The sequence below is a fragment of the Bacillota bacterium genome (genome assembly GCA_040757205.1).
Classification (GTDB): Bacteria; Bacillota; Desulfotomaculia; order Desulfotomaculales; family Desulforudaceae; genus Desulforudis.
This window is the reverse complement of sequence record JBFLXL010000014.1, coordinates 16,122-35,788: the sequence shown is the minus strand read 5'-3', so window position 1 is coordinate 35,788 and position 19,667 is coordinate 16,122. Positions and strand designations below refer to the sequence as shown.

The following is a 19,667-nucleotide window of genomic DNA, read 5'->3' as shown; positions in this document are numbered from 1 at the left end:
GGTGGCCATTTGGCCATGTTGAACCCAATGTCCGCGCCCGGGCCGCCGGACCGTGAGCGCGGTACCCGTCCGCGTCACGGCCAGAAGAAGAACCCCGGCAGGGGTTCTTCGCCTTCAGTGCCCCGGTGACCCGGGGGTCTGGGGGCGTTAGCCCCCGGGGTGACTTGTTGCTCATTGCTCCGACACTTGTCTTTTGGTCGCGGTTCTATCAATGAAGTAGAAGGTTTTAATGCTATTGCAGGAAACGGGCCGGGCGGGGGCGAAATAAACCCTTGTCCGGCTCCCTAACCGAAAGGGGAGCGATGAAATGGCGCAAATCCGCAAAAGGGGGCGGGAGAGCTATTTAATTTCGGTTTATCTGGGAAAAGACGCCAAGGGTAGGCGGCGGTACTACACTGAGACTTTCCGTGGCGCTGAGAAGGAAGCCCGGTATCGCATGTCGGAACTGGAAGTCAAGCACCGGCGGCCTTCGGGGCCACGGGTGGCGGCAATGACAATGGGGGAGTATCTGGAACGGTGGTTGGCGAACATCGAAGAAACGGTTTCGGACAGAGCGTTAAAGACTTACGCTTTGCATGTGAAGCACCTTATAGCAGCAACAGGAGACCTTGCGTTGTACGGCCTGATCGGCTTTGAGTTGAAGACACGGCTCAAAGACCACTTCAAGTCACTTCGCAAGCCGCTGGCCCCGGCCACGGTCAAGGGCATTTACGGGACGGCCCGGACGGCCCTGCGGGCGGCGAAAGTAGACGGGGTGATCGCCGACGATCTGGCCGCCAGCCTGAAAGCGCCCAGGGTGCCGCGGAAAGAGCGCCGTGTGCTAAACCCGGGAGAATTGGTCCGGCTCTTGGGTGTGGCTGGGAAATTCAAGCATGGCCTGGTCATTAGGGTGCTGGCGCTGACCGGGCTACGGCTGAGTGAAGCTTTGGGCTTGGAGTGGCGGGATGTGGACTTCGACCAGGGGGTATTGACCGTTCGCCAGTCGGTTGATGTCCGCACGCGCAAGATCAACGACCGGCTAAAAACTCCGGCTAGCAGTCGGACACTAACTTTAGATCAAGAAACCCTGGCGCTGCTGGCGGAGCACCGCCGGGAGCAGGGGAAGTCCAGGGTGGTCAACTTGCAGGGGCTGGTTTTCCGGGCCGAAGACGGCCGGCCGGTGCGGGAAATGGCGGTTCGGAGAGCGTTTTGGCGAATGCTGAATCGGGCCGGGTTGGTGCGCATTCGCGTTCACGATTTGCGTCATACGGCGGGCAGCCTTATGCTTGACGCCGGGCAGCCGTTGGCTACGGTGTCTGCATTCCTGGGTCACTCATCCACCGCCACCACGGCGGCGGTATACGCTCACCCGGTCCGAAAAGGGGCCAGCTTGGCCGAAATACTCAAATTAGGGCCGTCGCGCAAGGAGCCACAAGGTTTTACAAGCCAAACGGCAGACAATTCGGCGGACAGTTGACGGGAAAGCCTTGAAAATGCTATGCTTTGTGAAGGGGGTAGGTCTTCAAATCCTGTCATCCCGACCATTTTTTTGGCTTTAAGCGGACAAGAAGTCTAAAGAACAGGAGGGGCAGAGGAGCTGTGAATCTTCTGATCATGGGTCCGCCCGGGGGCGGCAAGGGAACGCAGTGCGAAGTGCTGGTAAGGGAGCTTAAGATTACCCATATCTCCACCGGGGACATGTTCCGCGAAAACGTCAAGGGCGGAACGGAACTTGGGTTGAAGGCCAAGGAGTACATGGACTCCGGCCAGTTGGTTCCGGACGCGCTGGTGGTGGCGATGGTCAAGGACCGGCTGTTGAAGCCGGACTGCGCCAACGGCTTTTTGCTCGACGGCTTCCCGCGGACTGTGCCCCAGGCGGAGGCACTTGACGCCACCCTGAAGGACATGGGTATCATCCTGGACGCGGTGCTGAACGTGGCGGTGCCCCGGGGCAAGCTCCTGGACCGTCTGACCGGCCGCCGGGTCTGCCGCGCCTGCGGCGCGACTTTCCACGTATTGTTCAACGCCCCGAAGGAAGACGGCAAGTGTGACAAGTGCGGCGGGGAACTGTACCAGCGCAGCGACGACACCGAGGCCACGGTGAACCAGCGCCTGGACGTCTATGAAGCCCAGACCCAGCCCCTCATCGAATACTACGGCAGACAAGGACTGCTCAAGGAAATAGACGGCGATCAGGAAATCGGCAAAGTGACCCGGGACCTGCTGGCGAGCCTGGGCCGCTAGGCACCCACAGATTTTCGTCATCAACTCCCGGGATACTTCCGGGAGTTGACAGTTTGTATGGGGTCTTCCTAAAATCGGGGATGGCTGACAGAAGCAGGCGGCCCACCCCCCCCTGGCGGTCCAGGACTTCCGTTTTGACATTGCGTCCATTGTCCCGGTACAATGGGCATGGTACGTCCCTAATCAGGTGCGGCGCTGAGATTGAGTTCTTGAGATGGGGGTGAGCCGATGCTGAAGAACTATGTCGAGGTGGCGGTGGCCGAAGTTTTTGACGATGTACTGGCCGAACTCCGCAAGAGCAACCCGGACTTGTGCGGTTGTGAGCGCTGCCGCGAGGACGTGATGGCAGTGGCCCTGAACCGGCTGCCTCCCAAGTATATCGCCTCCGACAAAGGGGAAATATTTACTAGTGTGGATTTCAGCCGGGTTGGAGGAAAGGCCGAAATCATCGCCAACCTGATACCGGCTTTTAAGTTAGTCGGCAATCGTCCGCGGCATGTCCGCCAGGTACGCGGTTAGGTAAAGGGGGGAGAAAGAAGTGGATAAAAGGTGCATCCTCTGCGGCCGGACGTTCGTTATCGAAGATATGAGCGCGACCACCGAGGATGATGATCTCTTCACTCCGGAACCGAAAAAGAGCGTGTCCATCTGTGAGCTGTGCCAGAACAAGCTAAGGCACGAGGCCGACAAATCGCAAAAACCGACCAAGCCGGTGGGTTAGAGAAGCGGAGCCCGGCACGGGACGGGGGATTTTGAATCAGGGGTCGGCCAGAAACCGCAACGAGTTTTGAGCCAGACCCCGTCGTCTGCGAAAAGGAGGTATTCCTATTTTGGGTGCCCGACGGTGGACTTTTTACGCCGCAGCGGCGGCGGTGGCGCTTTTCCTGATGCTCCTGGGAGGCGGAGCCCGGCTGTATACGGACTGGCTCTGGTTCCAGTCGTTGGATTACAGCAATGTGTTTGTGACCATCATCCTCTCCGACTTGGGCCTCCGGATCGCGGTCGGCCTGCTGTTCTTCGCCTTCATCTTCGTCAACCTGCTGCTGACCAGAAGGGTGGTCCTGGAACAGGGCCACGTCACGCTCCAGCACGAGAGCGTGATCCAATTACAGGATATACCCTGGAAGCAGATCTTGAACAACAGGATACTCACCCTGTTTTTCCTGGCGGTCAGCGCCGTGCTGGCCTATATGTTCAGCCTGTCGGTCGCCGGGGACTGGGTGGTGCTCCAGAAGTTCTTGAACCCCGCCTCCTTCGGGGTCGCCGACCCCATTTTCGGGAAGGACGTCGGGTTCTACGTCTTCACCCTGCCGTTCCACATCTTCCTGTTCAACATCCTTTTCTGGTGCGGCATCGTCACCATACTGTTCGTAGGCGTCGCCTACTTCATCTCCAACCCCTTTCAGGGCGTGCGGGGCCTCTTGGCCAACAGCCGGGTGCGGACGCACCTTTCAGTCTTGTTGGCTTTCGTACTCTTGGTCAAGGCCTGGGGCTACCTGCTCCAACAGTACCTGTTGCTCTACTCGTCCCGGGGCGTGGTGTTCGGTCCCGGCTACGCCGACATCAACGGCACGCTGCTGGCCTACCGGGTGCTGCTGATCCTGGCCGTGCTGGCCGCGGCGGCGGTGATCGCGAATATCTTCCTGCGCCGTCCGGGAGTCTTGGCCTATGCCGTGGGCGGCCTGATCGCGGTCTCCCTAGTGCTCGGCTCGGCTTACCCGGCGCTGCTGCAAAGATTCGTGGTTGTGCCGAACGAGCTGGCCCGCGAAACGCCTTTTATCGAAAACAGCATCGCCTTCACCAGGAAGGCGTACAACCTGGACCAGGTGGAAAGAGAGGCTTTCCCGGCGGGACGCACGGTGGGTCTGGACGCGATTCAGGCGAACGGCGAGACGACCGGCAACATCCGCCTCTGGGACCGGCAGCCGTTGCAGGCCAGCTACGCCCAGCTGCAGCAGATACGGACCTACTACGAGCTCAAGCACGTCGACGTTGACCGGTATACGATCAACGGCGTGTACCGGCAGGTCATGCTCGCCGGACGGGAACTGGACCAGAGTCGGCTGCCCGAACAGGCCCAGACGTGGGTGAACCAGCGGCTGATCTACACCCACGGTTACGGGGTGGCGATGAGCCCGGTGAACGAGGTGACCCGCGAGGGCCTGCCGGTGTTTTTGATCAAGGACATCCCGCCGAAGACCGACACCGACATTCACCTGGAAAGACCGGAGATCTACTTCGGCGAAGCCACCGACAACTACGTCATCGTGAATACCAATCAGCTGGAGTTCAACTACCCCGAAGGCGAAGCCAACGTGCACACCACGCACGCGGCGGCCGACAGCGGGGTGGTGCTGGGATCGATCCCGAAGCGCCTCGCGTTCGCCGTGTCCCTGGGCGACTACAGGCTGATGCTGTCCACGGACGTGCGGCCAGACAGCCGGATTCTGTACTACCGGAATATACGGGAGCGGGTACCGAAGCTCGCGCCGTTCCTGACCTTCGACCAGGACCCGTACATCGTGGTGAACGGCGGAAAACTGTACTGGCTATGGGACGCCTACACGACGACCAATATGTTTCCCTACGCCGAACCCTTCCAAGGGCGGAACAATTACATCCGCAACGCCGTGAAGGTCGTCGTGGACGCCTACACCGGCGACGTCGACTTCTACGTGGCCGAACCCGAGGACCCGCTCATCCAGAGCTTCGCCCGGATCTTTCCGGACATGTTCAAGGGAATGGACGAAATGCCGGACGGCTTGCGTCCGCACGTCCGCTATCCGGTCGACCTCTTTAAGGTGCAGGCCGAGATGTACACCACCTACCACATGCAGAACGCGGCCATCTTCTACAACCGGGAGGACAAGTGGAGCCTGCCGGCCGAGGTCGTCGGGCAGGAAAGAGTCCCGGTGGAACCGTACTACACTATTGTGCGGCTCCCGGGCGAGGAGGCCCCTGAATTCGTGCTGATCAAGCCTTTCACTCCCCATGGCCGCGAGAATATGATCGGCTGGATGGCGGCCCGTTCCGACGGGGAACACTACGGAAACCTGCTGGTGTACGAGATGCCCAAGGCCAGCCTGGTGTACGGCCCGATGCAGGTCGAGGCCCGCATCAACCAGGACCAGTACATTTCCCAGCAGCTTACCCTCTGGGAGAACCGGGGTACGCGGGTGATCCGGGGCAACCTGCTGGCCATCCCGATTGAGGACAGCCTGCTGTACATCAAGCCGATTTATCTGCAGGCCGAGGAAGGCCGGATGCCCGAGTTGCGCCGGGTGGTGCTCCTGCACGGTGAGCGCGTGGTATTCGAACCGGACCTCCCGCGCGCCTTGGCCGCGATGTTCGGAACGCCGGGCGCGCCCGGGGCGGCCCCGCCGCCGGCAGGCGACCCGGACGCCGGGCCGGCGGACGGCGTGCCCGAGGTACGCACCACGGCGGAATTGATCGAGGAAGCGCGCCTTGAGTACGAACGCGCCCAGGAGCGCTTGCGGGAAGGGGACTGGAGCGGCTACGGCGCCGCCATCGACAACCTGGGCCGGGTACTTGAAGAACTGCTGAAACAGGCCGGACAATAGGAACCAGGCGAGTAACGGCACTTGCCGGACCGGAAGCAAGCGGGAGGGATAAAGTTGTACGCCGGGCGCAAGAAGGGCATCAAGAAGATCGGCATCCTGACCGGGGGGGGAGACGCTCCGGGGATCAATGCGGTGATCCGTGCCGCCGTCAAGGTGGCCGTAAACCACTACGGCCTCCGGGTGGTCGGTATTGAGCAGGGTTTCGGCGGCTTGATCGAAGACCGCACCCGGAAGCTGACCGCCAAAGAAGTCATGGGCATTTTGCCCCGGGGCGGAACCATTCTCGGGACCACCAACCGGGACAACCCCTTTCACTATCCGGTCCGGCTGGAAAACGGGGAGGCGGAGTTCCGCGACGTTTCCGCCCGGGTACTGGAGACGCTGGCGAAACACGCCATTGAGGCCTTGATCGTGATCGGCGGCGACGGCAGCCTGAAGATCGCTTCTCAGCTTTGGGAGAGGTACGCCGTCCCGGTGGTCGGCGTCCCGAAGACCATCGACAACGACCTGTCCGCCACCGACCAGACCTTCGGTTTCGACACCGCCCTCAGGACGGCCACCGAGGCGCTCGACAAGCTGCACACCACGGCCGAGTCGCACTACCGGATCATGGTGCTGGAGGTCATGGGCCGCTACGCCGGCTGGATCGCCCTGCAGGCGGGCATAGCCGGCGGGGCCGACATCATCCTGATTCCCGAAATCCCCTTCGACATCCGCAAGGTGTGCGACAAGATCAAGGAACGGAGCGCGGCCGGCAAGCAGTTTTCGATCGTCGTCGTGGCCGAGGGCGCGCGGCCGATCGGCGGGGAAATGGTGGTCAGGAAAGTGGTTGCAGACAGCTTCGAGAAAATCCGGCTGGGGGGCATCGGAAACGAGGCCGGGGAACAGATCGAAAAAATCACCGGCATCGAAACCAGGGTGACCGTCCTCGGACACCTGCAGCGGGGCGGGTCGCCCACGCCGTTCGACCGGATATTGGGCAGCCGCCTCGGGGCAGCGGCCGTGAACCTGGCGATGGAGGGCCGGTTTGGAGAGATGGTCTGCCTGCGTACCCCGCACATCGCCTCGGTGCCGCTGGTGGAGGCGGTAGGTGAGATGCGGCGCGTCCCGCTGGGCAGCGACATGGTGCGCATGGCTCGCCAGATCGGGGTGTCGTTCGGAAACTGACGGCCGTGAGAGGGTTTGCGGCCGGGGCCGGCGAATCAGGTAAACCATGCGGCGCTTGCTGCGGCGGCCGACCCGGGGAGGAGAGGAAGAAGCCTTGCTTCCGAACATCGGCATCCCGGAATTGATCCTGATCCTGGCGGTGATCGTGGTGATCCTCGGACCGGGCAAGCTGCCCGAACTGGGGAAGACGCTCGGGCGGACGGTGAAGGAGTACCGGAAGGAAGCGCACCAAGGGCTCCCCCCGCCCAAGAGCCGCAGAGAGCTGCGGGAGGAACGGGAGAAAGCCGAGCGCGAACAGGCGGCCGCAGTGCCTGCGGGCCGTCCGCGGGCGGCGGCCCCCGAGCCCGGCGGCGATTACGTGGCCGACCCGGCGCGGCGCGGGGTTTTTACCGGCGTGTTCCGGGTGTTCCAACTCGTCTGGAAGATCTGGCGCTGGCGAAGAAGGCTTCCTTGAGTACTCCAAAACGCAATTAAGGTGACGTATTGTTTTTTGGTAGTCGGCTGCCAAGCTGTCGTTTCCCAAAACGTTATGCCGCCGAACAATTCGTTATTGTACTTATGAAATGTAGTACTTAGGCGCCGGTTGACCGGCGGACCGGTTGTGTTCTTAAAGAGTGTCCTCGTTTTCGGCCGGCCGGTGCAGGAGAAGGCCGGTGCAAGGCGAAATCTTAGGCACTGACCATTTTAGCGTAAGAAAGGTGGATGGCTGTTGCTTCCGAATATCGGCATACCCGAAATGATCCTGATCCTGGTAGTGGCCCTGATTATTTTCGGTCCCGGGAAGCTTCCCGAGGTGGGCAAGTCGTTAGGGAAGACCATCAAGGAGTTCCGCAAATCCACCCGTACGGAGCCCGGCGAAGTGCAGGAAGCCGTGGAGGTGAAAAAGCAGTTGCCGACGGGGGACGGCCGACAGGCGGCGGAAGCGCCCAAGCCGGAGGAGCCGTCCGAATCAGCCAAGAGTTAAAGCCGGTTGCGGACTCCGGGAAACCGGATCCGCCGGCACTGTCGGAAAAGCCAGGCGGGGAGAGTAGCGTAAGCAGGAATTCTCTCTTGCGCGGCGAAATACCAAGACTGTGGCCGCAATTAATGCGAAAAGAGGGGCTGAGGGAGAATGCTTCCAAACATCGGCATACCCGAACTCATCCTGATCCTGGTGGTGGCCCTTATTGTCTTTGGGCCCGGCAAGCTGCCCGACGTCGGCAAATCACTGGGCAAGACGATCCGCGAGTTCCGGAATTCGTCGCGGGAGACCTTTGCGGACGTTACCGACAGCGTCAAGGAAGTTAAAGAAGACGTGTACGACGTGAAGCGAACCCTGGAAGTCGCCAAGGAGGAAGAACCGCCGAAGTCGGCGCAGAGCTAAGCATTCCGGTCTACGGCATCTTTCCTCAACCCCTGGGATTAAGGAGACGCTCCCTGGGGGTTGTTGTTTGACTGGAGGGACATCAGTTGGCAGACATCGGCGATAAGGAACTGAGCGTGGTCGAACACCTGCACGAACTGCGGCGCGCCTTGGTCGTATCGGTGATCGCCGTGGTGGTGTGCGCCATCGGTTTCTTCTTCGCCCGGGAGTTCTTCCTGGGGATCGTCAAGGAACCGGTCGCCAGTCTCGGTTACGACTTGCAGTTCCTCAACGTCACCGAGCCGATGATGACCTATTTCCGGATGTCCATCTATTTGGGTTTCCTGGCCGCGCTGCCCGTCATCCTGTGGCAGGTCTGGAGTTTCATTCTGCCGGCGCTCAAACGGGACGAGCGGAAGTACTTTACCATTTTTGTGGTCCTGTCTTACCTGGCGTTTATCAGCGGCATCGCCTTTTCCTTCTTCGTGGTGTTCCGCCTGGGCGTGCAGTTCCTGCTCCAGTTCGCCGGGGAAGAGCTGATCCCCACGCTTACGCTGGCCAATTACGTGTCCTTCACCATCAGATTCACCCTGCCGTTCGGCCTGGTGGCCGAATTGCCTTTGGCGGCCTACCTGCTGGCCAAGCTCGGGGTGATCACCAGGGCGTTTATGGTCAAGATCCGCAAGCACGCCCTGCTGGTCATCGTCGTCATTTCGGCGGTGCTTACCCCGGCCGACCTGTTGACCTGTCTGTTGCTGGCCACGCCGATGTACGGCTTGTTCGAGTTGTCCATCCTAATTGTCGGGATGGTGGAGAAGCGCAAGGCCAAAGCGCAGGAGAAGGCCGAGCGCGAGGCCGAGGCGGCCGAGACCGCATAGGAACGCAATAGGGACGCACGGCCTGATTCGCCGCGCACCCAGGGGGCTCCGGCGGCTCTGGGGCCGCACAAGCCCTCGTCGCCCGCTTTATGCCCTGCCGGGCGGGTGAATCTCCGGACCGGCAGCGGGGAACCAGCGGCTGGAGCCTTTCGGGGGCGGCGGGGCGGTCGAACCGGTCTGCGGGCGTCACGAAATAAGGGAAGCGGCAGTGCATAGTTGCAGAAGAGAGGCGGTCAGGTGAGGAAAAAGATCAGTATCGTCGGGGCCGGGAACGTGGGTGCGACCTGTGCGCACTGGATCGCGGCCAAGGAACTGGGAGACATCGTCCTGCTGGACGTGGTGGAGGGAGTACCGCAGGGGAAGGCGCTCGACCTGATGGAAGCGGCGCCGGTCGAGGGATACGACGGTATGATCACCGGGACGAACGACTACCGAGACACAGCCGGCTCCGACGTCGCCGTGATCACGGCCGGAGTCGCCCGCAAACCGGGGATGAGCCGGGACGACCTGGTGAATATCAACGTGAAGATCGTGCGGCAGGCGGCAGCCGAGATTGCTCGCTATTCACCGGAGGCGACGATCATTGTGGTCACCAACCCGCTGGATGTAATGTGCTACGTGGCTTACAAGGCCGCCGGCCTGCCCATCGGGAGAGTGTTCGGGATGTCCGGGATTCTGGACGGGGCCCGCTTCCGCACCTTTGTGGCCCTGGAACTGGGGATTTCGTTCGAAGACGTGACCACGCTCGTGCTGGGCGGGCACGGTGACCACATGGTTCCCCTGGTGCGGTACACTTATGCCGGAGCGATCCCGGTCGAGAAACTCATCCCGGCGGACCGGCTGGCGGAGTTGGTGCAACGCACCCGCCAGGGCGGCGCCGAAATCGTGAATCTCTTAAAAACTGGCAGTGCCTATTACGCTCCAAGCGCAGCGATTACGCAAATGGTGGAAGCCGTCTTGAAGGATAAGAAGCGGATCCTGCCGTGCGCGGCCTACCTGGACGGCGAGTACGGCCACCGGGACATCTACGCCGGCGTGCCCACCGTCGTGGGCGCCGGGGGCATCGAGCGCATCATCGAACTGGAGCTGACACCGGAAGAAAAGGCGGCCTTCGACCGCTCCGTCAACGCCGTCCGTGGGGTATTGAACGGCCTGGACCTGTAGGCGCCCGCCCACCTGATTTTCGGAATCATAACGGGGAAAAGGGGAGCGCCCTCTGATGCGCCCCCCTTGCCGTTATTTCTTGCCTTTAGATTTAGAAGCGGTAACCTGGCCGAAATCCTGAACAGCATCAGTTTTACCATAGCTCGCTCGGGACGGTTGTCTCACTCGATGTTAATTGTCGTTTCCGCTTTGGCCGGCCCGGTCTTCGGCAGGCGGATCACCAGGACGCCGTCCTCCAGTTTGGCGCCCGCCCTCTCCCGGTCCACTTCGGCTGGCAAGGTGATCGCCTTTCTGACATAAACCTCGCGGCGCTCCTTACGGTGGTAGTTCCTTTCGCTCACTTCCTCCTCCTGTTCGCGCTTCGCCTCCAGCGAGAGGGTGTTGTCTTCAAGCTGAATACGGATCTCTTCCTTCTTGAACCCGGGCAGGTCGGCCTTGACCACCACGTCGTTGCCTTCCTCGTACACGTCCACTGCGGATTTTGCGTCGTCCTCAAAGGGCTCATCCAAAAGGCGGAAAAGACTCTTCACCGGCTTTCTGATCAACAGCTCAAACCCGTCAAACGGTGACAACTCCTTACGCACTGTGAACACCTCCAATGCTCTTTTACCTAGATGATAAAATTCCCCGTACCCGAAATCAAGAGGGAGGATGGGCCCAGACTCATATTTTGTACTCGGCTTGCATCTATGCAAGGCATGCCGGCTGGGATGGAACCAGGCCGTCATGCAAGGTTGTATTGACCTGGGAAGAGGGTGTCGGTTAGCATGGGGTTACCTTCCGGCAAATCAGGCTTTCAGGAATGCGGCCCTCAGGTCCCGACCGGGGCAGGACTGACGCATGACCGGGGGCGGATACTTGACAGGGCAGGGGAGACGGCTATTGATTACCATCGGGTTTTCGCCCCACCGGGTGGAGGCTCTGGAGCACATAGCCCGGGAGATGGAGACGCATAACCTTATCATCCTGGAAGAGCCGCCGGACCCGGTGTTCCGGGAGATGCTGGCGGGGCGGATGGGGGTCGAGGCCTACGTTGAAGAGATGGTGCCGGCCTTTCCGGAGTTCACCCGACACACGTGCCTGCTCCTGCAGCGCCTATACGGAGCCGGCCAGCGCATCGAGCAGGTGGAGCCCTACCTGGAGCGTATGGAGCGGATTTACGACCTCCTGGACAACCAGGGCGTCGGGCCGGAGCGGATCCGGGAGATGCCGGAGGTGGGGGAAGTCTACCTGGCGGAGGCGCACGCCACCGCCGCGCTCATGAATTTCTACCGGAAAATCGGGGGCGGGGACTTCGGGACCGCAGTGGCGGCCTGCCGGGAGTTTGCCCACGCGGACGCAGCCAGACTGCGGCTGCGGGCGCGTTTGCGGGCGGAGGCGGTGGCCGACGCGGTGCGGTCGGGCGCCTTTCGGGGAAAGGTTTACGTGGAGGCCGGATACATTCACCTGGCGTTCTTTATCTTCTTGCGGCAGCAGTTGGCGGCGGGAGTGGGGGACCCCGACCCTAACGCCCCTGTCCAGGTCCGCCCGCGCTACCTTTTGAAGGCGGCCCTGGACGAGATCGCCGGGCCGCGGGCGCCGCGCCAGCTATATTCGCCCGGAGACGTCCTGACACTGCGCGCCGTTTTCCGGATCCCGACCAGCAGGGCGGGGGAGGAACTGCTGGCTGCGCGCGCCATTGTCTATACCGCCCTCTTGAGCAAGAAGGAAAAGGTGCCGACCGTGCGCCTGGCGTACCCGCACCTGACGGAGGAGTTGCGGCTCCTGGCACACGTGCGGGGCCTCGACTACGCGGCCTGTGAGGCGGCCTTTTTCCGGTACTTGAGGAAATATACCATGTGACCGGAGATCGCTCCTTAGAGGAAATAGACCATGTGACCGGCGGTCGCGCCTCAGACGTGCTTTTAAAGGGAGTTACCAATACATGGCAAACAGCGATGCCCTCGCCGCCTACCTGCTGAAATTGGCGGCGGTTTTCGGCCTCGGCGCGGCGCCCTGGGTCGAGATTTTCGCGGCCGTGCCGGCAGGGGTGGTGATGGGCCTGACGCCGGCAGCGGCGGCGGCGGCCGCCGTAGCCGGAAACGTCGTCTCGGTCGTGGCGTTGGTGGCGGTATTGCCGCGTTTGAAGGACTGGATTGCCAAAACTTTCCTGCCGACGCGGGGGCAGGAGGGAAGGGAGGGCGCCCCGGGTCAGCACAGGCGGTTCCAATACCTTTGGAACCGGTACGGCGTGCCCGGCGCGGGCCTGGGGGCGCCGGTGGTCACCGGCACGCACCTGGCGGTTGTGCTGTGCGTGATCTTGGGCGCTTCGGCGGGCCGCACGCTGGCCTGGGTCACAATCGGGATTCTTGTTTGGGGGGTAGTGCTGGGGGTGGCCTGCCAACTGGGCCTGGAGGGGCTCCGGCACTTGGTCCCGGAATGGGCGTTTATGAGCCTTCAGCCCTGATCCCGGGCGGTCCACGCAAAATCCGGGTTTTTTGTTTTCCGCGCTACTTCCGATAATAGATATTATGTTGCCTAAGTGGGCGATTTTGCTTCGGCGGCAGGGGCTATTCCACGCGGTTAAAGGCGCGCATGCTGAGGGCGACCATCAGGACCGAAAAACCCGCCAGCACCAGGACGTCGTAGTACAGCGGGTAGTAGACCACGAAATCCTTGGCCGGAGAGTCGGTGAACATGATGTTGCGGAGGGCGTCGACGCCGTAGGCGACCGGATTGAGCTTCATCACGGCCTGCATCCATTCCGGGGCGACGCCGATCGGGAAAAAGGCGCCGCTTAAGAGAAACAGCGGGACGATGATGAAGTTCATGATCATGTGGAACCCCTCCATGCTCTCGGTATTGGCGGCCACCACCGTGCCGAAAGAGGTGATGGCGAAAGCCAGCAGAAAGAGCAGGGGCAGGATCTGGATAATTGAGGACGGGGACAGCGCCAGCCCGGCCAGCGGGGCCAACGCCAGCAAAATCGCGCCCTGAAGCAAGGCGGTCGTGCTCCCGCCCAGGGCCTTGCCGACCGCGATAGCGCTGCGCGGCACAGGGGCCACCAGCACCTCTTTCAAAAAACCGAATTCACGGTCCCAAATGATGGATACCGAGGCGAACATTGACGTGAATAGGATGGTCATCGCCACGATTCCGGGATACATAAAGCTCAAGTAGTCGAACCCTTCGATGTTGAGTTGGAACATCTCCCGCAGCCCCTGCCCCATAATCACCAGGTACAACAGGGGCTGGCCCACCATCGCCAGCAGGCGCGTGCGTTCCCGGAAGTATTTCTTGATCTCGCGCAGCCAGATCACGTACACCGTGACCCCAAAGGTCTTCAATTCCAACCGCTATCTTCCCTTTCTGGTCCTGGCTCTGCGGGACTGGCGTATCTTTTCCAGGGAATCGGCCGCTTCTTCACGGATCGCCCGGCCGGTCAGGCTCAAAAACACGTCCTCCAGGGTGGGCTTGCTGATTTCGAGCGCGGTGAGATCCGGAACGGCGGCCGCAAGGCGGGGCATTAGTCGCCCGCCGGCCCCGTTTACCGCCGGCACCTGAATCACCCGGTCACCCTGCAGCACCGCGTCCAGTCCCAGCTCCTCCCTGATTATGCGGAGGGCGTCTTCCGGATTTCGGGTTTCAACGGTAATCAGGCCGGCCTCCAACGTGGCCTTGAGCGCCGCGGGGCTGTCCAGGGCGACGATCCGGCCGTGGTCGATAATCCCGACCCGGTCGCAGGCTTCCGCTTCCTCGATGTAGTGGGTGGTCAGGAAAACGGTTGCCCCTTCCGTCCGGCGGATCTCGCCGATGTATTCCCAGATGTGCCTGCGGGTTTGGGGATCCAAGCCCACCGTCGGTTCATCCAGGAACAGGACGCCCGGCCGGTGCAAAAGGCCCCGGGCGATCTCCAGGCGGCGCTTCATTCCGCCCGAGAACTTCTTGACCAAATCGTTCCGGCGGTCGGCCAGTCCGACCAGCTCCAGGAGTTCGAGGATTCGCGGCCCGGTTTCCCGGCGGGCAACCCCATACAGCATGGCGTGCAGCTGCAGGTTTTCCCGCGCCGTCAGGCGGTCGTCCAGGCTGGGGTCTTGAAACACCATGCCGATGGAGCGCCGCACCGCGGCCGGCTCGCGCACCACGTCAAAACCGTTCACCCGGGCCATGCCGCCGCTGGGCCGCAACAGCGTCGCCAGGACCTTGATGGTCGTGGTCTTACCCGCTCCGTTCGGGCCCAGGAAGCCGAAGAACTCCCCCTTCCCCACCGTGAAGGAGACTTCGTCGACCGCCGTGAACTCCTTGAATTTCTTGGTCAGCTTCCGGACCTCGATCATCAGGCGACGCCCCTAACCGTAGAAAGGGCTGCCCTCCGGTGCAGCAGCCTTCCGGTATGCGTTCATGAAGCTATGCGTTCTATGCCTTCCACCTGGGGGTGCCGATCATAGGGTGCAGCAGTCTTCCGGCATGCATTCATATAGCTATATAATGCACGTTGTCTCGGGCAAGAGCAAATCTTTTTCCGGCTCGGGCCAAATACGGAAGGAGCCCTACGCGCATACGCCCCTGACGGGCACGCGCCTCCGCTCCGGGCGGGCACCACCTACGCTCCTTACAGGCACGGTACGCATAAAACCGGCAAGAGCTGATTCCGGCGTAAGGCCTATTCTCGGGGGAGGGTGATCGGCGCATTGGCCGGCGCCTAAATGCCCAGGTAGGCCCGGCGCACGTCCGGGTTGCCGGTCAGTTCGGCCGCCGGCCCGAAAAGAGTGATCTGCCCGGTCTCCAGCACATAGGCGCGCTGGGCGACGGACAGGGCCATGTGGGCGTTTTGTTCCACGAGGAGAATGGTAGTCCCCTGTTCATTAAGTTCCCTGATAATGGCAAAGATTTCCCGCACCAGCATCGGGGCGAGCCCCATGGACGGCTCGTCCATCAGCAAAAGCTTGGGCCTGGACATCAGGGCCCGCCCCATGGCCAACATCTGCTGCTCCCCGCCGCTCAAAGTGCCGGCCAACTGGCGGCGACGCTCCAGAAGGCGCGGGAAGCGTCCGAAAACCCGCTTCATAGCCTCTCGTGTTTCCCGCCCTCCTCTCGCCACGTATGCGCCCATCTCGAGGTTCTCCTGTGCCGACATGGTGGTGAATACCCGGCGCCCCTCGGGCACATGGCTGATGCCCATGGCCACGACCTTGCTGGGCGAGGCGCGGGTGATGTCCCGGCCGTCGAACAAAATCCGCCCTTTGCGGGCACGGACCAGGCCGGAAATGGTCCAGAGGGTGGTGCTTTTCCCGGCGCCGTTTGCCCCGATCAGGGCGACGATTTCCCCCTCGTTCACCGTCAAGGACACACCGGTCAGAGCCTCAATGCTGCCGTAGTTAACCGAGATGTTGTCGAGTTCCAGCAGCACTACCCCACCTCCTTCCCCAGGTAAGCCTCGATCACCCGCGGGTCGGCCCGGACCTCCGCCGGGGTCCCGGTGCAAATCTTCCGTCCGTAGTCCAACACGGTGATCTTCTGGGAGAGGGCCATCACGAATTTCATGTCGTGCTCCACCAGAAAGATGGTGATGCCCTGTTCCTGGATCCGCTTGATCAGATGTAAAAGGCTTTGCTTTTCCTGCGGGTTCATCCCGGCGGCGGGTTCGTCCAGCAAAAGAAGTGCCGGCTCGGACACCAGGCCGCGCGCGATTTCCAGGCGCCGCTGCTCCCCGTAGGAGAGGTTTTTGGCCAGTTCGTCCTTCTTGCGGGCGAGCCCCACCAGTTCCAAGGCCGACAGCGACGCCCCGGTCATATCCCGCTCCTCGGCCTTGAACCCGGGGTAGCGGATGAGCGCACCCAGGACGTTGGTTTTGCCCCGGGAATGGCGGCCCACCTTGACGTTGTCAAGCACCGAAGCGTTCTTGAACAGGCGGATGTTCTGGAAGGTGCGGGCAATCCCGGCGGCGGCGATGTCGTAAGGATTCAGGCGCGTGATGTCCCGGCCCCGGAACCGGATGCTCCCGGAGCTCGGGCGGAAAATACCGGTGACCACGTTGAAGACCGTGGTCTTCCCCGCCCCGTTCGGGCCGATGAGGGCCCTGATGGAGCCGGACTCGATGTTCATGTCCAACTGCTGCACCGCGGTGAGCCCGCCGAAGTTCACCGTCACGCTTTCCAGTTCAAGCAGGACCTCGGGCATCCGCCCCCACCTCCCTAACCTACGCCCCACCGGCCGGTGTGGCGGTGTTTCTCAGCCGCGACCACAGGAGCCTGAAGCTCGCCACGAGGTCTACCCCGCCCAGGAGCCCGCCGGGGCGAAAGATCATCATGAGCACCATCAGGACCCCGTACATCATCATCCGGTACTCGGCCGAAAACCGGAGCATTTCCGGCGCGATGGTCAGGATCGTGGTGCCGAGCACCGCGCCCGCGATGCTGCCCAGGCCGCCCAAAACCACGAAGCACAGGATCTCGAAGGAACGCGCAAACCCGAAGTCCGCCGGGTTCAGGTACTGCAGGAGATGCGCGTAGAGCCCGCCGGCCAGGCCGGCGCAAAACGAGCCGATGGCGAACGCCCCCACCTTGTACCACAGGCTCTTGATACCCATGCACTCGGCGGCGATCTCGTCCTCCCGGATGGCGACCAGCGCCCGGCCGAACCGGGAGTGGTTCAGGCGGTACATCGCCCAGACGGTCAGGATCACGAGCACGTAGACGGTGACCAGGTTCGTCTCCCGGGGGATCCCGGCCAAGCCGCGGGCCCCGCCCGTGATCTCCAGGTTCATGAACACCACGCGCACGATCTCGGCGAAGCCCAGCGTGGCGATGCCCAGGTAGTCGCCGGTGAGCCGCATGCTCGGAAACCCCACCAGCACTCCGGCCAGGGCGGCCACGACGGCCCCCGCCAAGAGGCAGGCCAGAAACGGCAGGTCCAACCGCAAGTTCATGAGCGCGGCGGTGTAGGCGCCGATGCTCAGGAAAGCGGCGTGGCCGAACGAGAGCTGCCCGGTCACCCCGGTGATGAGGTGCAGCCCCAGGGCCGCGATCAGGAAAATCCCGAGCAGGATCAGGACCTGGACGTGGTACGGGTTGATGAACTCGCGGATCAGGTCGTCCATCACGCTACACCTTTCTCTGCTGCGGCTGGCCCAAAAGGCCCGCAGGCCGGATCAGCAGGACCAGGATCAGGAGCCCGAAGGCGATGGCGTCCCGGTAGCTCCCGAAACCGGCGGCCACCCCGAGCACCTCGGCCACACCCAGGAAAAGCCCGCCGAGCACCGCGCCCGGCACGCTGCCGATGCCGCCGACCACGGCGGCGCAGAACGCCTTGAGTCCGGCCATGACGCCCATCAGCGGGAAAACGGAATTGAAATACATGCCCACCAGCACCCCTCCGGCCCCCGCCATCACCGCACCCAGGGCGAAGGTGAAGGAGATCACCGCGTTCACGTTGATGCCCATGAGGCCGGCGGTGTGCAGGTCTTCGGAGGTGGCCCGCATGGCTTTGCCCATTTTAGTCCGCCGGATGACCAACTGGAGAGTGACCATCAGGCCGGCGGCCACCAGGAGAATCACAATCTGGACGGTGGAGATGTGCAGCGGCCCGACGGTGTAGATGGTGTTCTTAACCACCTGGGGAAAACCCACGGGCTGAGGGCCTTTGATCAGGGTGACCAGCGTCTGAATAAAAATAGAAACGCCGATCGAGGAGATCAGCGGGGCCAAGCGGGTGGAGCCGCGCAGGGGACGGTAGGCCACGCGTTCGATGCTCACGGCCACGATCAGGCAGGCCAGCATCGCCGCGCAAAGGGCGAGCCAGACGTCGGCGCCGAGCACGACCGCGGTCAGCCCGACGAAGGCGCCGATCATGTACACGTCACCGTGGGCGAAATTGATGAGCTTGATGATGCCGTACACCATGGTATAACCCAGGGCGATGAGCGCGTAGACCGAGCCGAGCGTGATTCCGTTTAACAGCTGCTGCAAGAACGTCTGCAGATCCATCTGCGGCCTCCACACTTAAAGCGGCAGCCACTGCGCAAAGGCAATGGCCGCCGCAAATCGGGTCACCGGACGTTACATATCCACGGGGATAACGGCTTTGACGGCCCAGTCGCCGTCTTTGACCTCCAGCAGGTAGACCGGGCTCTTGATCGGCTCCCGGTCGGGACCGAAGGTGATGGTTCCGGAGACGCCTTCCCAGTCGGCCGTGAGCTTCAGGGTTTCCTTGAAGTCGGCCGGCGCCGCGCTGTTGGCGGCGACGATGGCGTCCGCGATCAGCATCACGGCGTCGTAACCCTGGGCGGAGAACATGTCGGGCAGCTTGCCGTATTCGGCTTGGTACTTGTTGATGAATTCCAGCGTCTTGGGGCTTGCGCCGCCAAGGTCAACGGCAAAACCGGTGTAGACCATGCTGCCTTCCACCGCGGCCTCACCGAGTTCCCAGAGGACCGACGAAAGCAGGCCGTCACCGCCGGCCATGACGTGGTCCAGGCCCTGGGCGCGCACTTCCTTCATGAACAGGCCGCCCTCGGTGTAGTAACCGGTGAAGATAATCCCGTCGAACGTGTTCTGCTTCAGGGCGGTAACCTGGGCGGCGAAGCTCTGGTCGCCGTCCTGGATGCTCTGCTCGGCGACGATCTCAACGTTGTTCACTTGCAGGCTGTCACGGAAGAGCTTGCTTAAGCCCACGCTGTAGTCGTTGTTGGTGGAGGTCACCAGCGCCACTTTGCTCCAGCCGAGCTCCTCAGCCAGGTACTTGGTCACCGCCGGCGCGCCCACCCGGTCGAGCAGCGTGTTGCGGTAGATGTAATCGCCGATTTCCACCACGCCTTCGCCCACGGCACCCGCGGACATCAGGACCACGCCCGCTCCCTGGGCGATCTCCGCGGCGATCTTGGTGATGCCGGTGGTCGGGTCGCCGACGATGGCGACGACACCCTCGGTGATCAGCTTCTGCGTGACGTTTGCGCCTTCGGTGCCGGTGCTGCGGTGGTCGTCTTCCACAATTGCCAATTCTTTGCCCAGAAGACCGCCGGCCGCGTTGAGGTCATCAACGGCCATCTGCATTCCCTTGAGGGTCTCAATGCCGTAGCTCGCGTGACCCCCGGTCTTGGCGCCGAGGAAACCGATCTTGATGGTCTCTTCCGCCTGGGGGGTGGGGGTCCCGCCGCCGCCGCAACCGGCAACGACGCCGAACACGAACAGTAGGGTGATGATGAGCGCGGTAATCCTACTTCTTCTGTACACCTGTGTGCCTCCTTAATTCCGTTTAAAAGCAACACGCCGGCAAAAGACCGGGAACCCCTTCTCACCCCCCAGGTTCCGGGTTCCAATGCTCTGGACAAAACTC

General features: G+C 62.2%; 21 protein-coding genes. 13 read left to right on the top strand and 8 right to left on the bottom strand.

Annotated features, from left to right (window positions below; genetic code table 11):
• Window positions 1-436: 436 nt before the first annotated feature.
• The 11 genes from AB1402_09380 to mdh all read left to right on the top strand — a co-directional run bounded on the left by AB1402_09380 (window position 437) and on the right by mdh (window position 10,355).
• Entirely contained in the window at window positions 437-1,456 is a 1,020-nt protein-coding gene (locus AB1402_09380) for a site-specific integrase (protein MEW6541806.1), read from the top strand.
• Between the two features lie 122 nt (window positions 1,457-1,578).
• A complete protein-coding gene (locus AB1402_09375) occupies window positions 1,579-2,223 on the top strand; it encodes an adenylate kinase (protein ID MEW6541805.1) in 645 nt (214 codons plus the stop codon).
• Between the two features lie 228 nt (window positions 2,224-2,451).
• Entirely contained in the window at window positions 2,452-2,742 is a 291-nt protein-coding gene (locus AB1402_09370) for a late competence development ComFB family protein (GenBank protein MEW6541804.1), read from the top strand.
• A gap of 19 nt (window positions 2,743-2,761) precedes the next feature.
• Complete coding sequence (locus tag AB1402_09365; protein ID MEW6541803.1) at window positions 2,762-2,944, top strand: hypothetical protein; 183 nt, start codon at window positions 2,762-2,764, stop codon at window positions 2,942-2,944.
• 109 nt (window positions 2,945-3,053) lie between these two features.
• Window positions 3,054-5,804: a UPF0182 family protein gene (locus AB1402_09360; GenBank protein ID MEW6541802.1), complete on the top strand. Its 2,751-nt coding sequence runs from the start codon at window positions 3,054-3,056 to the stop codon at window positions 5,802-5,804.
• 54 nt (window positions 5,805-5,858) lie between these two features.
• A complete protein-coding gene (locus AB1402_09355) occupies window positions 5,859-6,971 on the top strand; it encodes an ATP-dependent 6-phosphofructokinase (GenBank protein ID MEW6541801.1) in 1,113 nt (370 codons plus the stop codon).
• 94 nt (window positions 6,972-7,065) lie between these two features.
• Entirely contained in the window at window positions 7,066-7,425 is a 360-nt protein-coding gene (locus AB1402_09350) for a twin-arginine translocase TatA/TatE family subunit (GenBank protein MEW6541800.1), read from the top strand.
• Between the two features lie 255 nt (window positions 7,426-7,680).
• Window positions 7,681-7,935, top strand: a complete 255-nt coding sequence (locus AB1402_09345; GenBank protein ID MEW6541799.1) for a twin-arginine translocase TatA/TatE family subunit — start codon at window positions 7,681-7,683, stop codon at window positions 7,933-7,935.
• 147 nt (window positions 7,936-8,082) lie between these two features.
• Complete coding sequence (locus AB1402_09340) at window positions 8,083-8,334, top strand: twin-arginine translocase TatA/TatE family subunit (protein MEW6541798.1); 252 nt, start codon at window positions 8,083-8,085, stop codon at window positions 8,332-8,334.
• 86 nt (window positions 8,335-8,420) lie between these two features.
• Window positions 8,421-9,191, top strand: coding sequence for a twin-arginine translocase subunit TatC (gene tatC, locus AB1402_09335; protein MEW6541797.1), 771 nt, complete (start codon window positions 8,421-8,423; stop codon window positions 9,189-9,191).
• A gap of 237 nt (window positions 9,192-9,428) precedes the next feature.
• Window positions 9,429-10,355, top strand: coding sequence for a malate dehydrogenase (gene mdh / locus AB1402_09330; protein ID MEW6541796.1), 927 nt, complete (start codon window positions 9,429-9,431; stop codon window positions 10,353-10,355).
• Between the two features lie 161 nt (window positions 10,356-10,516).
• On the opposite strand, the gene AB1402_09325 is transcribed toward mdh, so the two are convergent.
• Window positions 10,517-10,939, bottom strand: coding sequence for an Hsp20/alpha crystallin family protein (locus AB1402_09325; GenBank protein ID MEW6541795.1), 423 nt, complete (start codon window positions 10,937-10,939; stop codon window positions 10,517-10,519).
• A gap of 298 nt (window positions 10,940-11,237) precedes the next feature.
• Between AB1402_09325 and AB1402_09320 the strand changes: the two genes are divergently transcribed.
• Window positions 11,238-12,197 (top strand): hypothetical protein, encoded by a 960-nt coding sequence (locus AB1402_09320; protein MEW6541794.1) that lies wholly within the window; start codon window positions 11,238-11,240, stop codon window positions 12,195-12,197.
• An 82-nt stretch (window positions 12,198-12,279) separates the two neighbouring features.
• Complete coding sequence (locus tag AB1402_09315; GenBank protein ID MEW6541793.1) at window positions 12,280-12,801, top strand: small multi-drug export protein; 522 nt, start codon at window positions 12,280-12,282, stop codon at window positions 12,799-12,801.
• Between the two features lie 103 nt (window positions 12,802-12,904).
• Here AB1402_09315 and AB1402_09310 read toward each other — a convergent pair whose 3' ends face one another.
• The 7 genes from AB1402_09310 to AB1402_09280 form a co-directional block, all read right to left on the bottom strand.
• Entirely contained in the window at window positions 12,905-13,687 is a 783-nt protein-coding gene (locus AB1402_09310) for an ABC transporter permease (protein ID MEW6541792.1), read from the bottom strand.
• A gap of 3 nt (window positions 13,688-13,690) precedes the next feature.
• Window positions 13,691-14,671 carry an ATP-binding cassette domain-containing protein gene (locus tag AB1402_09305; protein ID MEW6541791.1) on the bottom strand — a complete coding sequence of 327 codons (981 nt, stop codon included), beginning with the start codon at window positions 14,669-14,671 and terminating at the stop codon, window positions 13,691-13,693.
• Between the two features lie 365 nt (window positions 14,672-15,036).
• On the bottom strand, window positions 15,037-15,744 hold the full coding sequence (locus AB1402_09300) for an ABC transporter ATP-binding protein (GenBank protein ID MEW6541790.1): 708 nt from the start codon (window positions 15,742-15,744) through the stop codon (window positions 15,037-15,039).
• Complete coding sequence (locus AB1402_09295) at window positions 15,744-16,514, bottom strand: ABC transporter ATP-binding protein (GenBank protein MEW6541789.1); 771 nt, start codon at window positions 16,512-16,514, stop codon at window positions 15,744-15,746. Before AB1402_09295 ends, AB1402_09300 begins: the two co-directional genes overlap by 1 nt.
• Before the next feature lie 19 nt (window positions 16,515-16,533).
• The gene (locus tag AB1402_09290) at window positions 16,534-17,433 is read right to left on the bottom strand and encodes a branched-chain amino acid ABC transporter permease (GenBank protein ID MEW6541788.1); all 900 of its coding nucleotides are present in this window, start codon (window positions 17,431-17,433) and stop codon (window positions 16,534-16,536) included.
• Window positions 17,434-17,437: 4 nt separating this feature from the next.
• A complete protein-coding gene (locus tag AB1402_09285) occupies window positions 17,438-18,319 on the bottom strand; it encodes a branched-chain amino acid ABC transporter permease (protein ID MEW6541787.1) in 882 nt (293 codons plus the stop codon).
• A gap of 72 nt (window positions 18,320-18,391) precedes the next feature.
• On the bottom strand, window positions 18,392-19,564 hold the full coding sequence (locus tag AB1402_09280) for an ABC transporter substrate-binding protein (protein MEW6541786.1): 1,173 nt from the start codon (window positions 19,562-19,564) through the stop codon (window positions 18,392-18,394).
• Between the last annotated feature and the right edge of the window lie 103 nt (window positions 19,565-19,667).